We start from the raw sequence: 17,341 nt of genomic DNA, 5'->3' as shown, positions 1-17,341 counted from the left end.
AGTTAAGCGTTGATTTTCATTCTTTCATCTGCTAACATATTATCATATTAGCGAACTAAAGGATTCGGAATTTTCCTTCATAAGATAACAGCGGAGGTGCTCGGGTTGATGTTTATGTTTGAAAAACCGCACGGCATGAGAGATACACTGCCCGGTTTATACGAAACGAAAAAAAAGGTGAGACGATCGTTAACCGATTTGATTGATAAATGGGGATATCAATTTATGGAAACGCCGACACTGGAGTTTTACGATACCGTTGGCGTCCAGTCAGCAATTGAAGAGCAGCAGCTGTTTAAGCTACTTGATCAGGACGGCAAGACATTGGTGCTTCGCCCGGATATGACGGGGCCGATTGCAAGGGTGGCGGCATCGAAGCTTCTGAAACACGGTCATCCGCTAAGAGTCGGCTATGCGGCAAATGTATTCAGGGCTCAGGAGCGTGAAGGCGGACGTCCGGCTGAGTTCGAGCAGGTCGGAGTGGAGTTAATCGGTGACGGCACGACGAGCGCGGATGCGGAGGTCATTGCTTTAGTCGTCGGGGCATTGAAAAACGCTGGGCTGGCATCCTTTAAAATTGCCATCGGCCATGCCGGCATTGCGGATGCTTTGTTTGTTGAGGTGCTCGGGAACGTTGAACGAGCTGATGTGCTGCGGAGGTTCTTATATGAAAAGAACTACGTCGGTTACAGAGAGCATGTCAAGTCTCTCCCGCTTTCCTCCATTGATAAAAGCAGGCTGCTTGAGCTCCTTGAACTGCGGGGCGGTATAGAAGTATGCGGACGTGCCGAAGAAATCGTCGATTCTGCGCAAGGAAAAAGCGTGGTTGATGAGCTGAAGGCGCTGTGGGACATTCTTGAGGATTACGGATGTACGGAAAATGTCCGCCTGGATCTGAATATGGTCAGCCACATGAGCTATTACACAGGGATTTTATTTGAAGTGTACGCCGAGAATGTCGGTTTTGTCATTGGAAGCGGCGGCCGTTACAACAAGCTGCTGGGCCATTTTGATTCACCTGCACCGGCAACAGGCTTCGGGCTTCGGATCGACCGGCTGATTGAAGCCCTTCATATGAAAGAAGAACCATGTGATATAGACGCTGTTATTTTCAGCAAAGAGCAGCGGGCGCAAGCCATCGCTTATGCGAATGAAGAACGCATGAAAGGGAACAAAGTGGTTCTTCAAGATTTATCGGGAATAGAAAATATCGACCAGATGACAAAATCTTTTGCAAACGTCACTTATTTTATCGGTGCCAGAAAGGAAGAGCAAAATGGGTAAGTTACTCACAATGGCGATGCCAAAGGGCCGGATATTTGAAGAAGCGGCAGGGCTGCTGAGGCAGGCAGGCTACAGGCTGCCTGAGGAGTTTGAAGATTCGAGAAAACTGATCATCGATGTGCCGGAGGAAAATCTCCGTTTCATATTAGCGAAGCCGATGGACGTAACCACGTATGTGGAGCATGGCGTGGCAGACGTCGGAATTGCGGGCAAGGATGTCATGCTGGAGGAGGAACGCGATGTGTATGAGGTACTGGATTTAAAAATCAGCAAATGCCACTTAGCTGTCGCCGGACTTCCGAATACAGACTGGAGCGGCGTAGCGCCAAGAATCGCGACAAAGTATCCAAATGTGGCTTCCAGTTATTTCAGAGAGCAGGGAGAACAAGTCGAGATCATTAAGCTCAACGGTTCAATTGAACTGGCTCCGCTCATTGGGCTTGCAGATCGGATAGTGGACATTGTTTCCACAGGACAGACGCTGAAAGAAAATGGGCTTGTTGAAACGGAGCACATTTGTGACATTACCTCTCGCTTTATTGTCAACCCGGTTAGCTATCGCATGAAAGACGATGTGATTGACGAAATGGCATCCCGCCTATCTCTCGTTGTGGAAGGAGAGACGGCAAAATGAAGATCAAAACCATCAGCGGAACGGAACGGCTTTCTCTCAAGCGTTCCATCGATGCCGGAACGGAAGAGCAAAGAAAGACGGTCCGGTCCATTATTGAAGATGTTAAAGCAAACGGTGATCAGGCGGTTCGCAGCTACACGGCGAAATTTGACGGCATCGAAATAGACAGCCCGCTGGTCACAAAAGAAGAATTTGAGGAGGCATACACCTCACTGGATTCACGTCTTCTTCAGGTGATTAGGCAGGCAATCGAAAATATTAGGGAATATCACGAAAGACAGCTGCAATCCTCCTGGTTTTATCACAGAAAGGACGGCACAATGCTGGGGCAGAAAGTGACGGCGCTGGATTCCGCCGGTGTATATGTGCCGGGGGGAACGGCCGCATATCCTTCATCTGTTTTGATGAATGTGATTCCGGCGCTTGTAGCGGGCGTTGAAAGAATCGTTCTCGTCACGCCTCCGGGAAAAGACGGTCTGCTGTCTCCTGGAGTTTTGGTTGCTGCAGCCGAGCTGGGCATAAAAGACATTTACAAAATGGGCGGCGCTCAGGCGATTGCAGCGTTAGCATACGGAACAGAAACCATTGAGCCGGTCGATAAAATCACGGGTCCGGGCAACATTTATGTCGCGCTTGCCAAACGAGAAGTGTTCGGCGATGTCGATATCGATATGATTGCCGGACCTAGTGAAATCGTCGTGCTGGCTGATGAAACAGCGATTCCGAGCGAAATTGCAGCCGATCTGCTGTCACAGGCGGAACACGATAAGCTCAGCTCATGTGTGTTTGTCACAGATTCCATGGCGCTGGCCGAGGCGGTTTCAGCCGAGGTAAGTAAGCAGCTGAAAACCTTGCCGCGTAGAGAAATAGCGGAAGCTTCAGTGAGAGATTACGGTTGTATATATGTGGCGGAAACAATGGTGGAAGCGATTAATACTGTCAATACACTCGCGCCAGAGCATTTAGAAATCATCACACAGTCTCCGGAAGCTTTGCTTGGGAGTATCAAACATGCGGGTGCCATTTTCTTAGGCAGATACAGTCCCGAGCCTGTCGGTGATTATTTTGCCGGACCGAACCATGTGCTTCCGACAAACGGAACAGCCAGATTTTCAAGTCCATTAAACGTAACAGATTTTCAAAAGAAATCGAGCATTATTTCTTACAGTCAATCAGCCTTTGAAGAACATGCCGAAAGCATCGCGGCTTTTGCCAGACTGGAAGGGTTAGAAGCCCATGCCAGATCAATTGAAGCGAGAGAACGGAGGATTTCTAAATGAGAAAAGCGGAACGCGTCAGGAAAACAAACGAAACAGATATTGAGCTGGCATTTACAATAGACGGCGGGGGACAAGCGGATATCAAAACAGATGTGCCGTTTATGACACATATGTTGGATTTATTCACGAAACACGGGCAATTCGATCTTTCGATTAACGCAAAGGGCGATGTTGATATAGATGATCACCACACGACCGAAGACATCGGCATCTGCTTAGGGCAGGCGCTGCTCGAAGCCTTGGGTGATAAAAAGGGAATCAAACGCTACGGATCGGCGTTTGTACCGATGGATGAGGCACTTGCTCAAGTTGTGATTGATTTAAGCAACCGGCCGCACTTAGAAATGCGCGCTGATTTCCCGGCTGCTAAAGTCGGAACTTTTGATACGGAGCTTGTACATGAATTTTTGTGGAAGCTGGCGCTAGAAGCTCGAATGAACCTGCACGTCATCGTTCATTATGGCACAAATACCCACCACATGATTGAAGCCGTTTTTAAAGCGCTGGGACGCGCGCTTGATGAAGCGGCAACGATCGATCCGCGTGTTAAAGGAATACCGTCAACGAAAGGGATGCTGTAAATGATCGGCGTGATAGATTACGGAATGGGCAATTTATACAGTGTCTCAAAGGCGCTTGAGCGTGTCGGCGTACCGTATTTTGTTTCTGAAAAGCCGGAGGAGCTGAAAGAAGCTGATGCCTTCATTTTGCCGGGAGTCGGTTCATTTGGAGACGCGATGGACAATTTGCGCCACACGAAGCTTGATCAATTGATTCACGATATGGTCTCAGAGGGAAGGCTGCTTCTCGGGATCTGCCTTGGCATGCAGCTTTTATTTGAAGAAAGCGAAGAAAACGGCACCGCTTCAGGGCTCGGGCTGCTAAAAGGTAAAGCAGTCAGGCTAAAAGCAGAAGATGAAAAAGGAAACAAGCTGAAGGTTCCGCATATGGGCTGGAATCGTCTTTCCTTTCATAATGAATCTCCGCTGCTGTCTGAAACAGAACAAGGCTACGCTTACTTCGTTCATTCTTATTACATTGATGGGATGGAGGAGAATGCGCTTCTGGCAAGCGCCGATTATGGTGTGCGAGTGCCTGCTGTAGTCGGAAAAAGAAACGTCTTCGGCGCCCAATTTCATCCGGAAAAAAGCAGCACGGTCGGAATGTCTATTTTAACCCAATTTACGAAAATGGCAGCAGAACAGAAGGTGAAAAAATGAGTGCTTTTACATTATATCCGGCAATTGATATGAGAAACGGCAAATGTGTCCGCCTTGTTCAAGGGGATTATAATAAGGAAACGATATATGGCGATTCACCGTACGACATGGCTGCGTTATTTGCGAAAGAGGGTGCCGAATGGATCCATCTCGTTGATCTCGACGGAGCCAAAGAAGGGAAAAGAGTGAATGACCGCCATGTGATTGAGATTGCGCAAAAGCTGAACCTGAAAGTCGAAATCGGCGGCGGGATCCGTTCCGAAAAAGACGTCTATGAATATTTATCAGCAGGAGTCGATCGGGTGATCCTGGGAAGCTCAGCAGTTTCTAACCCTCCGTTTGTCAAAAAAATGCTGAAACAATATGGCGAGAAAATTGCAATCGGACTGGATGCGAGAAACGGTTTTGTTTCAACAGAGGGATGGCTGGAAACATCAACCCTTAAGGCAACTGAACTGGGCAAAGAGCTAGCCAATGAAGGTGCGGAAGTCTTTATTTTTACTGACATCGCGACAGACGGAATGCTGTCAGGCCCCAATGTTAAAAGCACGGTCGAGCTTGCGAAGGAAACGGGGAAATCAGTGATCGCTTCAGGCGGAGTCAGCTCCGTCACGGATCTCGAAGCCCTCGCCCGCTATGAGACGGACGGCGTCTCTGGAGCGATCATCGGAAAAGCGCTGTATACCAATCAGTTTACGCTGTGTGAGGCGCTTGAAAGGGTGAAGCGCAAATGATCACAAAACGGATTATTCCATGCCTTGATGTCAAAGAAGGACGCGTTGTCAAAGGAATTCAATTTCTCGAATTGAAGGATGCCGGTGACCCAGTTGAACTCGCCGAAGTGTACGACCGAGAAGGTGCGGATGAACTTGTTTTTCTTGATATCTCCGCCTCGCATGAAGGACGAAAGACGATGGTTGACGTTGTGGAGCAGGTTGCCGCGAAGCTTGCGATTCCGTTTACAGTCGGCGGCGGCATCAATCAGCTCAGCGATATGAAAACGATACTGCGTGCCGGAGCTGACAAAGTGTCGGTGAACACGGCAGCTGTTCTTCGCCCTGAGCTGATTGCAGAAGGAGCCGAGTTTTTCGGTTCTCAATGCATCGTCCTTGCCATTGATGCCAAGTATGACAAAGAATCTGACACATATAAGGTCTATACGCACGGCGGCAGAAAGAAAACAGATTGGGAGGTCACCGCGTGGGCAAAAGAAGGCGTCAAACGCGGTGCAGGAGAAATATTGCTGACAAGCATGGACTCTGATGGTGAGAAAAAAGGCTTCGACCACAGGCTGACAAAGCTTGTTTCCGAAGCTGTCCCCGTCCCTGTTATCGCTTCGGGAGGCGCGGGAAACGCACAGCATATGCTTGAGGCTTTTACAAAAGGAGAAGCCGACGCCGCGCTGGCCGCCTCAATTTTTCATTATAAAGAAACATCGATTAAAGAAGTGAAATCATACTTGAAAGAATACGGGGTGAATGTGAGATGAAACAGGCAGATGAACTGCGTTTTAACGAGGAGGGATTAATTCCTGCCATCGTGCAGGATGCGGCAAGCAAAGAAGTGCTGACACTTGCGTATATGAACAAGGAATCGTACGAAAAAACGCTGGAAACGAAGGAAACATGGTTTTACAGCCGCTCACGCCAAGCGTTATGGCATAAAGGAGAAACCTCAGGGAACACGCAAGCCGTCAAAGGTATCCGGTATGACTGCGACCAGGACGCATTGATTTTACTTGTAGAGCCGTCCGGCCCGGCATGCCACACTGGCAGCTACAGCTGTTTTATGAAGGAACAAACAGAAGAACAGACCGCAGGCCGATTCGGCATCATGAACGAACTGGAACGCGTGATCGCGGAACGCCAAGCGGAGATGCCTGAAGGAGCTTACACCACTTACCTTTTCCGTGAAGGCGTCGATAAGATTTTGAAAAAAGTCGGAGAAGAAGCATCCGAAGTCATCATCGCCGCGAAAAATCGGGCCCGCGAGGAACTCAAATGGGAAGCGGCAGACCTGCTGTATCACCTGCTTGTCCTGCTCAGAGAACAAGCCTTGCCGCTGGATGATGTGCTTGACGTATTGAAAAAACGCCATTCTGAGAAATAAAAGGATTGGAGCTGCTCATATGTCAGCTCCTTTTTTATGTATTTGTTTCAGCTGAACCATTTGTCTTGTCCTAATAGAAGAAATAAAAAAACCAATCGAATTTCCTATTTAACAAAAATTTCCCATGATGTAACATGACTTAGAATGAAAATCTCAAATGGATATCAGGTCTTTAGGATTATTTTATACAAACCGGTCAGGATAGTGAGGAAAAGACATAGTATGAAAAAGCGGCTGCTATTATTCGAAAAATGAGGAGAGAATGGTGAACGAAAAAATTGATGAACTGAACAAAAGAGTTGGACGTTTAGAACAAGAACTGGAAAGTGTCAAAAGGGAGATCGCATATCTCGCTGCTGGCAAGAAAGAACAAACAGTAGTCAAAACGGATGAGCACCCAAAAATCAACAAGGAAACCGAAGTTCCACAAAAGACGCCGGCTCCACGAAAAGAGAACCGTACTTTAGAAAACATGGCGGGAAATTGGCTTCCGAAGATCTTTATTTTTGTTTTTCTTCTTGGTATGATTTGGGCATTTGTGGCAGCTGCAGAAAAAGGCTGGATCAACGCATATATGAGGGTAGGGGCAGGACTTATTGTCTCTATTGTGCTATATGTTCTCGGTAGCAGGTCACATAAGAAAAATGCCAGTGTATTGGGCAGTTCATTATTGGCGGGCAGTAATATTGTCTATATTGTTTCTTTGTTTGCGGGTAACATGCTGTACCAGATTATACCGACGCCGCTTACAATGATCCTTCTTGCTGCAGGCGTTGCGGGCGGTGTGTACATATCAAGGAAATACCGATCACAAACACTGATTGCGATTATCGTCGCAGGTGTTTACTTGTATCCTTTTTTATTTGGCGGGAAACAAGGAAATGAATACATCTTTTATGTATATGAGTCATTGGTTTTCGCAGGCTTAATATATGAGACAGTTAAACAAAAGTACAGCGTAGCATGGAATATAGCAAACTATGCTTTCATATTAGCGATTTTTGCTTTCTTATCATTTACAGATGCGCAGGTGACGGGTTGGACACTTGCTGTATTTATCCTACAGCAGGCGATTACGATTCTATCAGCCTTACGATCGAACAGCCAATTTAAAAAAGCTGTCTATCTTACAGCTGTTACAATCGGAGCTTTTGTCGTTTTCATCACAGGGGTTGTCCTGTACATGAAAAACGATACAGCCTTATACGTCTTTTATACTGCTGCATTTGTGTTTTACCTGTTGTTAAGCTTATGGAAAAGTAAAGAATTTGCCGAAATCAAACATACGTTTTTTCTCATTTCTATGATTTATTTTAATGTATTGGCAGCGGATGCATTATCTGAAAATGTGATCTTGCTGTACATCATATTCACCTTACAAGGAATCATGATGTGTTACGTGTCATACCGCAAAAAAAGCTGGTTGATCGGCATTGCCGGAGTGATTGTATTATTACAGGCAGCCTGCGGCCTCATACAATACCCGGCACGTTCATTACACGTTCTCAGCATTGTCTCTTGGCTGCTGCTGATCAGCTCACTTTTTGGCGGCTATCTGTATTCGAAGAAAATACATTATAAACAAGTCACAACTGTTGTTTCGTCCGCTGTTTCATTGCTGCTGCTTGTATTCTTCAGCAAATTATCCATATGGATGTCGAATAGGATTGACGGCGTATCAGTAAACGTAGGAGTATCCCTGTCATGGTTTATATTTGTCATTGTGATGTATGCTGTTTATTACGCAACCAAAGACAAGACATGGAACCGAATTGGGCTGATCTTTTTATTCATTACACTTGCCAAAATAATTTTAATAGATTCTGCTTCGATTGATATTGTTTGGAGAGCGGTCTTATTCATCTTGTTAGGAGTCATTGGCCTGTTTATATCCAGAGTATTTTATTCGAAAAAAGAGTAACAATCATGTCTGGTCAAGACTGCCGATAGAACGCGGCGGTCTTTTTTCAGTATGATTCTATATTGTAATACGGATAGAACTAAATAATCATGTTGTAACAATCTATCAGTTAAACGCGTGGAGGTTTGTCATGAAAAAAATCATCTTGCTTTGCTTCTGCTTATTACTTACTCTGACAGGCGGATGCAGTATGAACACCAATGAAAAAAACAACACAAAAGACAATAACACAGAAGCCTTAAAACCAAAAGATATGGATCCAAAAGACCTGCCGCAAGTTCCGGCATTTCAAGATGAGAAGACGAGAGAGTACATGGTGTCAACGAAGGAAGAGGAGCCGGGGTATTATTTGCTGGAGTCTAGGCTGAAAGGGTTTAGGATGTTGTTTCCGGAGGATGCAAAATATTCGAAATATTTGTCTATTCGTGATGAAAATGAAGAAATTATCGCATTTGATAGTTATGATAAAACAAAAAATAAAATGTTAAATGCACAAATAGAGTATTACCAAGGAACATCTTTTATTAATAATCCTGAGACAATGTTAGAGCAAGTAAGGAATGAAAATGGTTATAATGGCAATTTTGAAAAGCTAGAGCACGCAGACAAAGATATTTATATTGCTCATAAGAAAAATCATTTTCAAAACGATAAAAACAAATACAACTTTTCATACAGATATTTCGGTTATATTAACTCACCCGAGAAAAAACAAGCAGGTATCGTATTTTCGTTTATGTTTAGATGTCCAAATAATAGAAAGTCTTGTACGTTAGATAAAGATCATTTAGGAGACCAGGTTAAAAAACACGTAAAATCGATCACCTTTTTACAACAAACAGGAGAAATAAAATGAATACAAAAATATTAAGGCTAAAAATCACTTTGTAATTAAGGTCAAAAATGATTTAGGCAAATTAGCCGAAAACCCGTGGAGGTTCGTCATGAAAAAAATCATCTTGCTTTGCTTCTGCTTATTACTTGCCCTGACAGGAGGATGCAGTATGAACAACAATGAAAAAAACAACACAAAAGACAATAAAACAGAAGCCTTAAAACCAAAAGAAATGGATCCAAAAGACCTGCCGCAAGTTCCGGCGTTTCAAGATGAGAAGACGAGAGAGTACATGGTGTCAACGAAAGAAGAGGAGCCAGGGTATTATTTGCTTGAGTCTAAGCTGAAAGGATTTAGGATGTTGTTTCCGGAGGATGCGGAGTATTCCGACTCAGAAACTTCAAAGACAAACGAGTCACTATTTTTTGATAGTTTTAATAAAAAAACGAATATAGTAATGAATGCTTCAGTTAAGTTTTATCAAAATGAATCGTTTATAAACGAACCGGAGAATATGTTGGATATTATTAGCGGTAAAAATGAATACAAAGGTGATTTTGAGAAATTAGAAACGAAGGATAAAGATATTTACTTTGCCTCAAGACAAGAAAACTTTGACAAAGAAGAGACACCATCTTATATCTTCCTTGGTTATATAAAATCGAAAAAACAAGATTATTTAGGGATGGAATATTCTTTTATGTTTAGCTGCTCCGCCAATGCAAATACATGTGAACAAAACCCGAAAGACAATGAAGAAAAAGTTAAAAAAATAATAAACTCTACTACCTTTGGCGATATGTAAAGGAAAATACGAAGAAAGAGAGATATCTGCTCAAAGAAAAAGGCTTTTGATGATATAGAGGGAAAGAATAGTTTTTCTTATAGAGAATTAAGGGAAATAGAGTATTCGTTTCGATTCACCTACTATAAAGATGAAGAGGTTAAGTAAGAGCCGTATGATAAACGATTTTATGAAAAAAGAAATAGGTATTTTGATGTGTTTGTGGTGTTTTGCTTGATTTGTTAGTGAAAGGAGATCAAAACCAAGTCGGATTTCCTATTTATCCAAATTCCACCATGATGTAACATAGAAAAGGATAAAATAATCACGTATTAACCAGGTCAATAGGATTATTTTCGGTATGAAAATAGAATTCTATTCTCACAAAACCCGTGGAGGTTCGTAATGAAAAAGATCATATGTATTTGCTTTAGCTTATTACTTGCCCTGACAGGAGGATGCAGTATGCAAGACAATGATAAAAACACCACAAATGACAATAAAACAGAAGCCGTAAAACCAAAAGACATGGATCCAAAAGACCTGCCTCAAGTACCTGCGTTTCAGGACGAGAAAACGAGAGAGTACATGGTGTCAACAAAAGAAGAGGAACCAGGATATTATTTGCTGGAATCTAAGCTGAAAGGGTTTAGGATGTTGTTTCCGGGGGATGGGGAGTACGTACCTGATCTTTCAAGTAAAGGAGAAAATGAGGAAACAATAGTATTTGATAGTTTCAATAAAAAAACTAACATTCAATATGACGGGCAATTAGATTATCATCAAGAAAAAAGTTTTGCGAATGACAAGGACACAATGCTTGACATTGTAAGCGGTAGAAATAGCTATAAAGGAAAATTCGAAGAAAGAGAGCTATCTGATAAAATTGTATATTCTGCTCAAAAGAAAAGTATTTTTGATGATGTAGATGAAAAGAATAATTTTTCTTATAGATTTTTTGGTTATGTTAAATCTAAAAAAGAGGATTATTTAGGAATAGAGTATTCTTTTCGTTTTTCTTGCTATAAGGGTAAAGAGGTTTGTTCATTAAAGAAAGAAGAAGCAGAAAAAAAAGTTCGAAAAATAATTGATTCTATTACCTTTTTAAAAGTTAAAAAGGAGAAATAGAGAAAATGGAAAATAAGAATATATTTGAAAATGAAAATGTAAAGCTGCGTTTAATTGACTTGGAGTACGATTATAAAGAAAAATTTGCTTCTAATATTGAAAGTGAAATAAAGAGAGCTAAAACAGATTTTGAAGTCGAGGTGCGTCGAATATACAAAGAAGAAACACATCGAGATCTTCCAAAAAATCTGGAAATATACACATCTAATGAACTTATTAAAAAAAATTCGAAAATAGATACATCAATAAGAGAGTCCGGATATGATGGTACAGCTATTTATATTAAGGATGATAAACAACACGTTAATCAACTTCATATTATTTCAGAGGGGAGTGCTGATAACGAAGACTGGTCATACAATTTCTTTGGTCTCTTTTTAGGGATAGATGACAGCCAGTACCAAGCGACAAAAGAGTTTGTAAGAAATGCCAAAAGAGAAACAGAGAATTCTCATGATTTAAAGACCTTTGCTATGGGCCACTCACTGGCAAATAATAATCAGGTGATGGTTCAATTAATTGACGGAGAATTTGATGAGGTTTATGGGGTTAACGGAGCTCAAATAAGCGTTGACCACCTGCTAGCAACTGATTTGAATTTGAGAGATAGGCTAATGCATAAATTTCATATTAGACGCTTAAAAGATATAAATGATATCCCACCAGATAAGCTAAAAAAAGAAATCCAAAAATATTATGAAGACAAAGGCGTAACAGCAAACATCACCCAACGCATCTCAAAAGACGACCCGTTGTACGGAGCGAGCGGCAAGGCCGATTTCATTACATTCGGTGATGTGAAGATGGCAGATACAAATACAAGTGTAAAAGGCATCCGAAACATTATGGATGGGATTCCTGACGAAGATGTGAGGTCAATTCAAAAATTCCTTCAAAAATATAAGGATGACTATGAAAAAGACGGCTTGAACGGTTTTATAAAGGCAGCCAGCGGGATAGACATAGACCTGATTGAAAAAGTGAAAAACACAGACGGCGCTTTAAAGAAAGTAAGTGTCCTATATGAGCATTTTGATGATGTTAAGCAAATGTATGGCCGAATAAAAGAGGAACTGCCGTCGTTTTTAGGTTTTCTTCATACCTTGTTGAGAAACAGCGGACCGGTCGTAGATCAGTTAGCTGAAAATGGTTATATTGATGAAACGCAAAAGAAAGTCATCAAAAAAGAATTAACGAATATTAATGCGAGTATGCGAGGCATCGAATCACGGTACGAACATTTCATAGACCATCTAAAACATGGCCAATTTATGCAAGCTTTAAAAGACGTTGGTGAAATAGTGGACTACGTAAAATCAATTCTGTCCTCATTGAAAACACTCGACACAGAAACAAAAGACGCACTAAAACTTATCGTCGACGGCCACAGCATCGTTCAAATGCTCAACGCCTTGTCAAAGGAAAAAGGCTTCAGCTATAAAGGCTCCGATATTTATTTTACAGGGAAGAGCGGCTCGGGAGAAACGATTCAAGTCAATCTCTCATCCGCTGTCAGAATCTATCAAAACGGTATGAAAATCGTTGAAGATATGGAAGATGCGATTTCTAAGTACCAGAAGGTTTACAGTCAGGAAATCGATGAAGACTTCATAGACAAAAAGCAGGCGATCATCACGGCTATTCATCATATGGAAGAAAACCCTTCGCATTATGCCTTCGATCTTCAATTCCGGCTTGCAGCTGGTTTCAGCCACACATTCGATAAATTGGAGAAAATCTCAGTTCATGAATCATTCCACACAGGTGCGCTTCCTGCTAATGATGGGATTGTTGCTGAATTAAAAAAACAGACAACAGAAAAAAGAGATTTTATCAAAAATATCCGCGAGAGTATTGAAAAGCTGTTTGAAAAAGAAGAAATGATTTCTCAGTTATTTGATTTTCAGCCTTAGGAGGAATATGAAGAGTGACTTCCTTATTTTCAGAAAGTGAAACAGAAATTGTATCAACGACCTATATGTTTCTTACCCAAGACGAAATGAAGGGAAAAGCGAGCACCCTCAATCAACCGATCAACGACTTTCTCAGCCTGACAAAGAAATTTGAGTCTTCATTAAAAGAGGAAATCAAAGGGCAAAAAGGGTTGATTGTAAAAAAAATAAAAAAAGAGCTTGAGTCTAAAAGCGAAAAACGAAAAGCTGCCCTTGAGATGATAAAAGAAGAACATACCGCAAAAGTTGATCGGTACAAAATGATAATAGAAGACCTGCGACAGCAGGATGTAACATTGACTTACAGAAAAAAGAAGCCTGTGAAAGATGTCTAACATAAAAATCTCCTATTCAAACAATGAGTGGGAGATTTTTATTTTGATCACGGCAAAAATATACTGAAAAAGTCTTTCTCCATTGATATGATTGAGAAAGAGTAAAAATCATCCTTTTGCTATACATTTCACCTTTCTGAACGCTGAAACAGGAGGAAAAATATATGCCAACCCAGAAACAAAAATCTAAAAGTAAATTGAAACCTTTTTTTGCATTAGTAAGACAGACCAATCCTTCTTATGGAAAGCTTGCCTTTGCGCTGGTCCTCAGTATTGTGACCACACTGGTCAGCCTGCTCATTCCATTATTAACAAAGCAGCTTGTCGATGGCTTTTCTATGTCAAATCTGTCAGGCACGCAAATCGGTTTGATCGCGCTTGTGTTTTTCGTTCAGGCCGGTTTAAGCGCTTATGCCACCTATGCGCTTAACTATAATGGACAAAAAATCATCTCCGGGCTGCGGGATTTATTATGGAAGAAATTAATTAAGCTTCCTGTCTCTTATTTCGACACAAATGCTTCCGGGGAAACAGTCAGCCGTGTAACGAATGATACGATGGTGGTCAAAGAACTGATTACAACCCATATCAGCGGGTTTATTACAGGCATCATTTCTGTCATTGGATCATTGACAATCTTGTTTATTATGAACTGGAAGCTGACACTGCTTGTGTTAGTGGTCGTTCCACTGGCCGCTCTCATCTTGATGCCGATTGGCCGGAAGATGTTTTCTATCTCACGGGAAACACAAGATGAAACGGCTCGTTTTACAGGCCTGCTGAATCAAATTCTCCCGGAAATCAGACTCGTTAAGGCTTCAAATGCGGAGGATGTCGAATATGGACGCGGGAAGATGGGGATTTCCTCATTATTTAAGCTTGGAGTTCGTGAAGCCAAGGTTCAATCGCTTGTCGGCCCGCTTATTTCACTCGTGTTAATGGCAGCGCTAGTCGCAGTGATCGGATATGGCGGCATGCAGGTCTCATCAGGCGAGCTCACAGCCGGAGCGCTCGTGGCTTTTATTTTATATTTGTTTCAAATTATTATGCCGATGGGCCAGATTACAACGTTTTTCACACAGCTGCAAAAATCAATCGGTGCAACAGAACGAATGATTGAGATTTTGGCAGAGGAAGAGGAAGATACAGTGACAGGAAAACAAATTGAAAATGCGCATCTGCCTATCCAGCTTGATCGCGTGTCTTTTGGATATAAGCCTGATCAGCTGATTTTAAAAGAGGTCAGCGCTGTCATTGAAGCAGGTAAAGTCACAGCGATTGTCGGTCCGAGCGGCGGGGGGAAAACGACGCTGTTTAAGCTGCTTGAACGTTTTTATTCTCCGACTGCAGGGTCCATTCGGCTGGGGGACGAGCCGATTGATACTTATTCGCTTGAATCGTGGCGGGAGCACATCGGGTATGTATCGCAGGAAAGCCCGTTAATGTCCGGGACAATCAGAGAAAATATTTGCTACGGGTTAGAACGAGATGTGACGGATGCTGAGATCGAAAAAGCCGCGGAGATGGCATATGCGCTCAATTTTATAAAGGAGCTGCCGAATCAGTTTGATACAGAAGTGGGCGAACGCGGCATTATGCTGTCAGGCGGACAAAGGCAAAGAATCGCGATTGCGAGAGCGCTTCTCCGTAACCCAAGCATTCTTATGCTCGATGAAGCGACCTCAAGTCTCGACAGCCAATCTGAAAAATCAGTTCAGCAGGCGCTGGAGGTGCTGATGGAGGGCCGCACAACGATTGTTATCGCTCACCGATTATCTACCGTTGTAGATGCGGACCAGCTTTTGTTTGTTGAAAAAGGGGAAATTACCGGCCGTGGAACACACCATGAGTTAATGGCTTCCCATGGACTTTATCGGGATTTTGCTGAACAGCAGCTGAAAATGAATGCGGACTTAGAAAACAAAGCCGGGTAAATTCTGGTCGAATCAGCCAATAAAAAAGAGGAGGGATTTTCCCAATCCTTCCTTTTGAACTATTGAGGGGCTTACGATTTATGGTATACTACTGACGGTAATATTGTATAAAACGGAGGGTAGTTGTGGGAAAACACACTTCTGAACATAAAAATCACGCACAAATTGTCCAGCTGCTTCAAGATGGACAATATTTTTTTCATAAAGGCTTGAAAGCGTATAAAGAGCGCAATCTAAAACGGGCAAGCAAACTGATTCAGCGCGCGGTTCATTTGGAGCCGGAGGATTCAGAGATGCTTTCACAGCTTGCGGTCATTTATTCGGAAATGGGCCAATATCAAGAGTCGAACGATCTTCTTGACTATATCATGGCAAATCTGGAGGCCGAAATGCCGGAGTGCCATTACTTTAAAGCGAATAACTTTGCCCATCTGGGGCTCTTCCAGGAAGCTTATAAAGAAGCGGCCGCTTATTCTGATGCGGACCCGGATGGTGAATTCGCCGAAGAAAACGATAGTCTGCTTGATTTGCTCGATTTAGGAGACGACGGCATTGAGGATTCGTTGTATGACCAGGATGAACTGCTGGTGAAACAGGATCGGGCAAAGTCATTGCTGGAAAGCGGCCAGCTTGCTGAAGCGGTTGCGGCGCTTGAGGAAATCACAGCTGAATATCCGGAGCTTTGGTCAGCATACAACAATCTCGCGCTTGCCTACTTCTATTCAGGAAACGTTGTAAAAGCGAAGCAAACCGCTTATGAAGTGCTTTCTCATAATGAAGGAAATCTTCACGCCTTATGCAATCTTCTCGTTTTCTACTATTATGAAAGAGAAGATGAAAAAGTGGCGGAATTGAGTGATCAGCTCTCCAATGTCTATCCGATGCTAATGGAGCAGCGTTATAAATTGGGTGCTACTTTGGCGCTTGTCGGCCGCTACGAGATCGGATATAAATGGCTCAAATCATTATATAAAACCGGCTTTGAAGGTGACGACACCTTCTTTTACTGGCTTTCCTGCTCTGCTTATTTTACGGGACATACCGACTTTGCCGAGACGATCTGGAGAAAAGTCGAGTCGCAATATCCCGGCGAAGACCGCCCGGCGCCTTGGATAGAGCGGAGGGAAGCTCTTCCTTCATCTGTGGAGCAGCGTCTCGCAGCCTATTATATCAGCAGCACAAAGGGAGAAACGGAGCATCTTGAAGCGGTGATACGCTCAAAGAGAATCACCGCTTCTTTTGAAAATCATTTTGTAAAGCTGCTTCTAAATGGAGATTCTGGGGCTGCTGACGTTTCAGAGGATGCACTTTTCGCCTATCAAACGGTCAAACTATTAGAGCAAGCTGAAAAAGAAGAGATGAAAACAGAAGTCATGAGCTGCTGGGTTTTCCATGTCATCCAGCAAATTCGTGCAGCCGCTCCGTTGAAGAATGAGAAAGGCTGGGCAGCAGCCATCTGTTATATTTGGAAAGAAGCCCATGGCAAGCAAGACACGAAAAAAGACACAGCGGCCCGATTCGGCATCTCTCCGGCAACTTTGACGAAATATATGAAATATATTGATGATATTCTAGAATAGTAAATTTTAAAGAGTCGATTTATTTAATCGACTCTTTTTTTGTTTGATAGATTATATTAAGAAAATAATATCGACAGTTTTTTTACACGCGTAAGAAAAATGACAAATGATGTGTGACTTGACATCTGTTTGAAACATAAATGTAATAAAATTTATCGCTAATTTGTCGAAACTTGATGGTATAATGATTCTCGTACATAAGGAATTAGTGTTTTTTACATATGATGTGAAATAAACGCTATACAACCAGAATAAGAGATGCACAGAATAATTAACCATAAACAACCATCATTCCTCGTAGAGTATGAGGAACGAAACTTGATGTTCAAAATACGATTCCAAATG

General features: G+C 42.6%; 16 protein-coding genes. All 16 read left to right on the top strand.

Annotated features, from left to right (window positions below):
- Positions 1-108: 108 nt before the first annotated feature.
- The 16 genes from AC0OMA_RS17795 to AC0OMA_RS17720 all read left to right on the top strand — a co-directional run bounded on the left by AC0OMA_RS17795 (position 109) and on the right by AC0OMA_RS17720 (position 16,996).
- Positions 109-1,284 (top strand): ATP phosphoribosyltransferase regulatory subunit, encoded by a 1,176-nt coding sequence (locus AC0OMA_RS17795; protein WP_014481016.1) that lies wholly within the window; start codon positions 109-111, stop codon positions 1,282-1,284.
- Positions 1,277-1,918, top strand: coding sequence for an ATP phosphoribosyltransferase (gene hisG / locus AC0OMA_RS17790; RefSeq protein WP_015251138.1), 642 nt, complete (start codon positions 1,277-1,279; stop codon positions 1,916-1,918). The genes AC0OMA_RS17795 and hisG overlap by 8 nt, the downstream gene beginning before the upstream one ends.
- Positions 1,915-3,198: a histidinol dehydrogenase gene (hisD, locus tag AC0OMA_RS17785; protein WP_047183260.1), complete on the top strand. Its 1,284-nt coding sequence runs from the start codon at positions 1,915-1,917 to the stop codon at positions 3,196-3,198. The genes hisG and hisD overlap by 4 nt, the downstream gene beginning before the upstream one ends.
- Positions 3,195-3,779, top strand: coding sequence for an imidazoleglycerol-phosphate dehydratase HisB (gene hisB / locus AC0OMA_RS17780; RefSeq protein WP_015483749.1), 585 nt, complete (start codon positions 3,195-3,197; stop codon positions 3,777-3,779). The genes hisD and hisB overlap by 4 nt, the downstream gene beginning before the upstream one ends.
- Positions 3,780-4,418: an imidazole glycerol phosphate synthase subunit HisH gene (gene hisH, locus AC0OMA_RS17775; protein ID WP_047183259.1), complete on the top strand. Its 639-nt coding sequence runs from the start codon at positions 3,780-3,782 to the stop codon at positions 4,416-4,418. It begins immediately after the preceding gene.
- Positions 4,415-5,152 carry a 1-(5-phosphoribosyl)-5-[(5-phosphoribosylamino)methylideneamino]imidazole-4-carboxamide isomerase gene (gene hisA / locus AC0OMA_RS17770; protein ID WP_047183258.1) on the top strand — a complete coding sequence of 246 codons (738 nt, stop codon included), beginning with the start codon at positions 4,415-4,417 and terminating at the stop codon, positions 5,150-5,152. Before hisH ends, hisA begins: the two co-directional genes overlap by 4 nt.
- Positions 5,149-5,907, top strand: coding sequence for an imidazole glycerol phosphate synthase subunit HisF (gene hisF / locus AC0OMA_RS17765; protein WP_047183257.1), 759 nt, complete (start codon positions 5,149-5,151; stop codon positions 5,905-5,907). Before hisA ends, hisF begins: the two co-directional genes overlap by 4 nt.
- Positions 5,904-6,527 carry a bifunctional phosphoribosyl-AMP cyclohydrolase/phosphoribosyl-ATP diphosphatase HisIE gene (gene hisIE / locus AC0OMA_RS17760; RefSeq protein ID WP_474222307.1) on the top strand — a complete coding sequence of 208 codons (624 nt, stop codon included), beginning with the start codon at positions 5,904-5,906 and terminating at the stop codon, positions 6,525-6,527. The genes hisF and hisIE overlap by 4 nt, the downstream gene beginning before the upstream one ends.
- A 262-nt stretch (positions 6,528-6,789) precedes the next feature.
- Positions 6,790-8,448 (top strand): DUF2339 domain-containing protein, encoded by a 1,659-nt coding sequence (locus AC0OMA_RS17755; protein WP_322839821.1) that lies wholly within the window; start codon positions 6,790-6,792, stop codon positions 8,446-8,448.
- A 130-nt stretch (positions 8,449-8,578) separates the two neighbouring features.
- Positions 8,579-9,304: a hypothetical protein gene (locus tag AC0OMA_RS17750; protein ID WP_047183254.1), complete on the top strand. Its 726-nt coding sequence runs from the start codon at positions 8,579-8,581 to the stop codon at positions 9,302-9,304.
- Between the two features lie 88 nt (positions 9,305-9,392).
- Positions 9,393-10,088: a hypothetical protein gene (locus AC0OMA_RS17745; protein WP_047183253.1), complete on the top strand. Its 696-nt coding sequence runs from the start codon at positions 9,393-9,395 to the stop codon at positions 10,086-10,088.
- A 384-nt stretch (positions 10,089-10,472) separates the two neighbouring features.
- Positions 10,473-11,195, top strand: a complete 723-nt coding sequence (locus AC0OMA_RS17740; protein WP_181220183.1) for a lipoprotein YvcA — start codon at positions 10,473-10,475, stop codon at positions 11,193-11,195.
- 5 nt (positions 11,196-11,200) lie between these two features.
- On the top strand, positions 11,201-13,108 hold the full coding sequence (locus AC0OMA_RS17735) for a DUF6792 domain-containing protein (protein ID WP_047183251.1): 1,908 nt from the start codon (positions 11,201-11,203) through the stop codon (positions 13,106-13,108).
- Between the two features lie 14 nt (positions 13,109-13,122).
- Positions 13,123-13,482: a hypothetical protein gene (locus AC0OMA_RS17730; RefSeq protein ID WP_181220182.1), complete on the top strand. Its 360-nt coding sequence runs from the start codon at positions 13,123-13,125 to the stop codon at positions 13,480-13,482.
- A 164-nt stretch (positions 13,483-13,646) separates the two neighbouring features.
- Positions 13,647-15,416, top strand: coding sequence for a multidrug resistance ABC transporter ATP-binding protein/permease BmrA (bmrA, locus tag AC0OMA_RS17725; protein WP_063334721.1), 1,770 nt, complete (start codon positions 13,647-13,649; stop codon positions 15,414-15,416).
- Positions 15,417-15,541: 125 nt separating this feature from the next.
- Positions 15,542-16,996, top strand: a complete 1,455-nt coding sequence (locus AC0OMA_RS17720) for a tetratricopeptide repeat protein (RefSeq protein WP_015384743.1) — start codon at positions 15,542-15,544, stop codon at positions 16,994-16,996.
- Positions 16,997-17,341 lie beyond the last annotated feature (345 nt).

The sequence above is a fragment of the Bacillus sp. AMCV2 genome (assembly GCF_056033925.1).
Note: the sequence above shows the minus strand (reverse complement) of the source record. Positions and strands in the feature narration are given on the sequence as shown.

Coding starts and splice junctions, on each gene's coding strand:
- AC0OMA_RS17750 (WP_047183254.1), top strand. CDS start 8,579: ATGAAAAAAATCATCTTGCTTTGCTTCTGCTTATTACTTACTCTGACA.
- hisB (WP_015483749.1), top strand. CDS start 3,195: ATGAGAAAAGCGGAACGCGTCAGGAAAACAAACGAAACAGATATTGAG.
- AC0OMA_RS17745 (WP_047183253.1), top strand. CDS start 9,393: ATGAAAAAAATCATCTTGCTTTGCTTCTGCTTATTACTTGCCCTGACA.
- hisF (WP_047183257.1), top strand. CDS start 5,149: ATGATCACAAAACGGATTATTCCATGCCTTGATGTCAAAGAAGGACGC.
- AC0OMA_RS17740 (WP_181220183.1), top strand. CDS start 10,473: ATGAAAAAGATCATATGTATTTGCTTTAGCTTATTACTTGCCCTGACA.
- bmrA (WP_063334721.1), top strand. CDS start 13,647: ATGCCAACCCAGAAACAAAAATCTAAAAGTAAATTGAAACCTTTTTTT.
- AC0OMA_RS17735 (WP_047183251.1), top strand. CDS start 11,201: ATGGAAAATAAGAATATATTTGAAAATGAAAATGTAAAGCTGCGTTTA.
- AC0OMA_RS17795 (WP_014481016.1), top strand. CDS start 109: ATGTTTATGTTTGAAAAACCGCACGGCATGAGAGATACACTGCCCGGT.
- AC0OMA_RS17755 (WP_322839821.1), top strand. CDS start 6,790: ATGGTGAACGAAAAAATTGATGAACTGAACAAAAGAGTTGGACGTTTA.
- hisA (WP_047183258.1), top strand. CDS start 4,415: ATGAGTGCTTTTACATTATATCCGGCAATTGATATGAGAAACGGCAAA.
- hisIE (WP_474222307.1), top strand. CDS start 5,904: ATGAAACAGGCAGATGAACTGCGTTTTAACGAGGAGGGATTAATTCCT.
- hisG (WP_015251138.1), top strand. CDS start 1,277: ATGGGTAAGTTACTCACAATGGCGATGCCAAAGGGCCGGATATTTGAA.
- hisD (WP_047183260.1), top strand. CDS start 1,915: ATGAAGATCAAAACCATCAGCGGAACGGAACGGCTTTCTCTCAAGCGT.
- hisH (WP_047183259.1), top strand. CDS start 3,780: ATGATCGGCGTGATAGATTACGGAATGGGCAATTTATACAGTGTCTCA.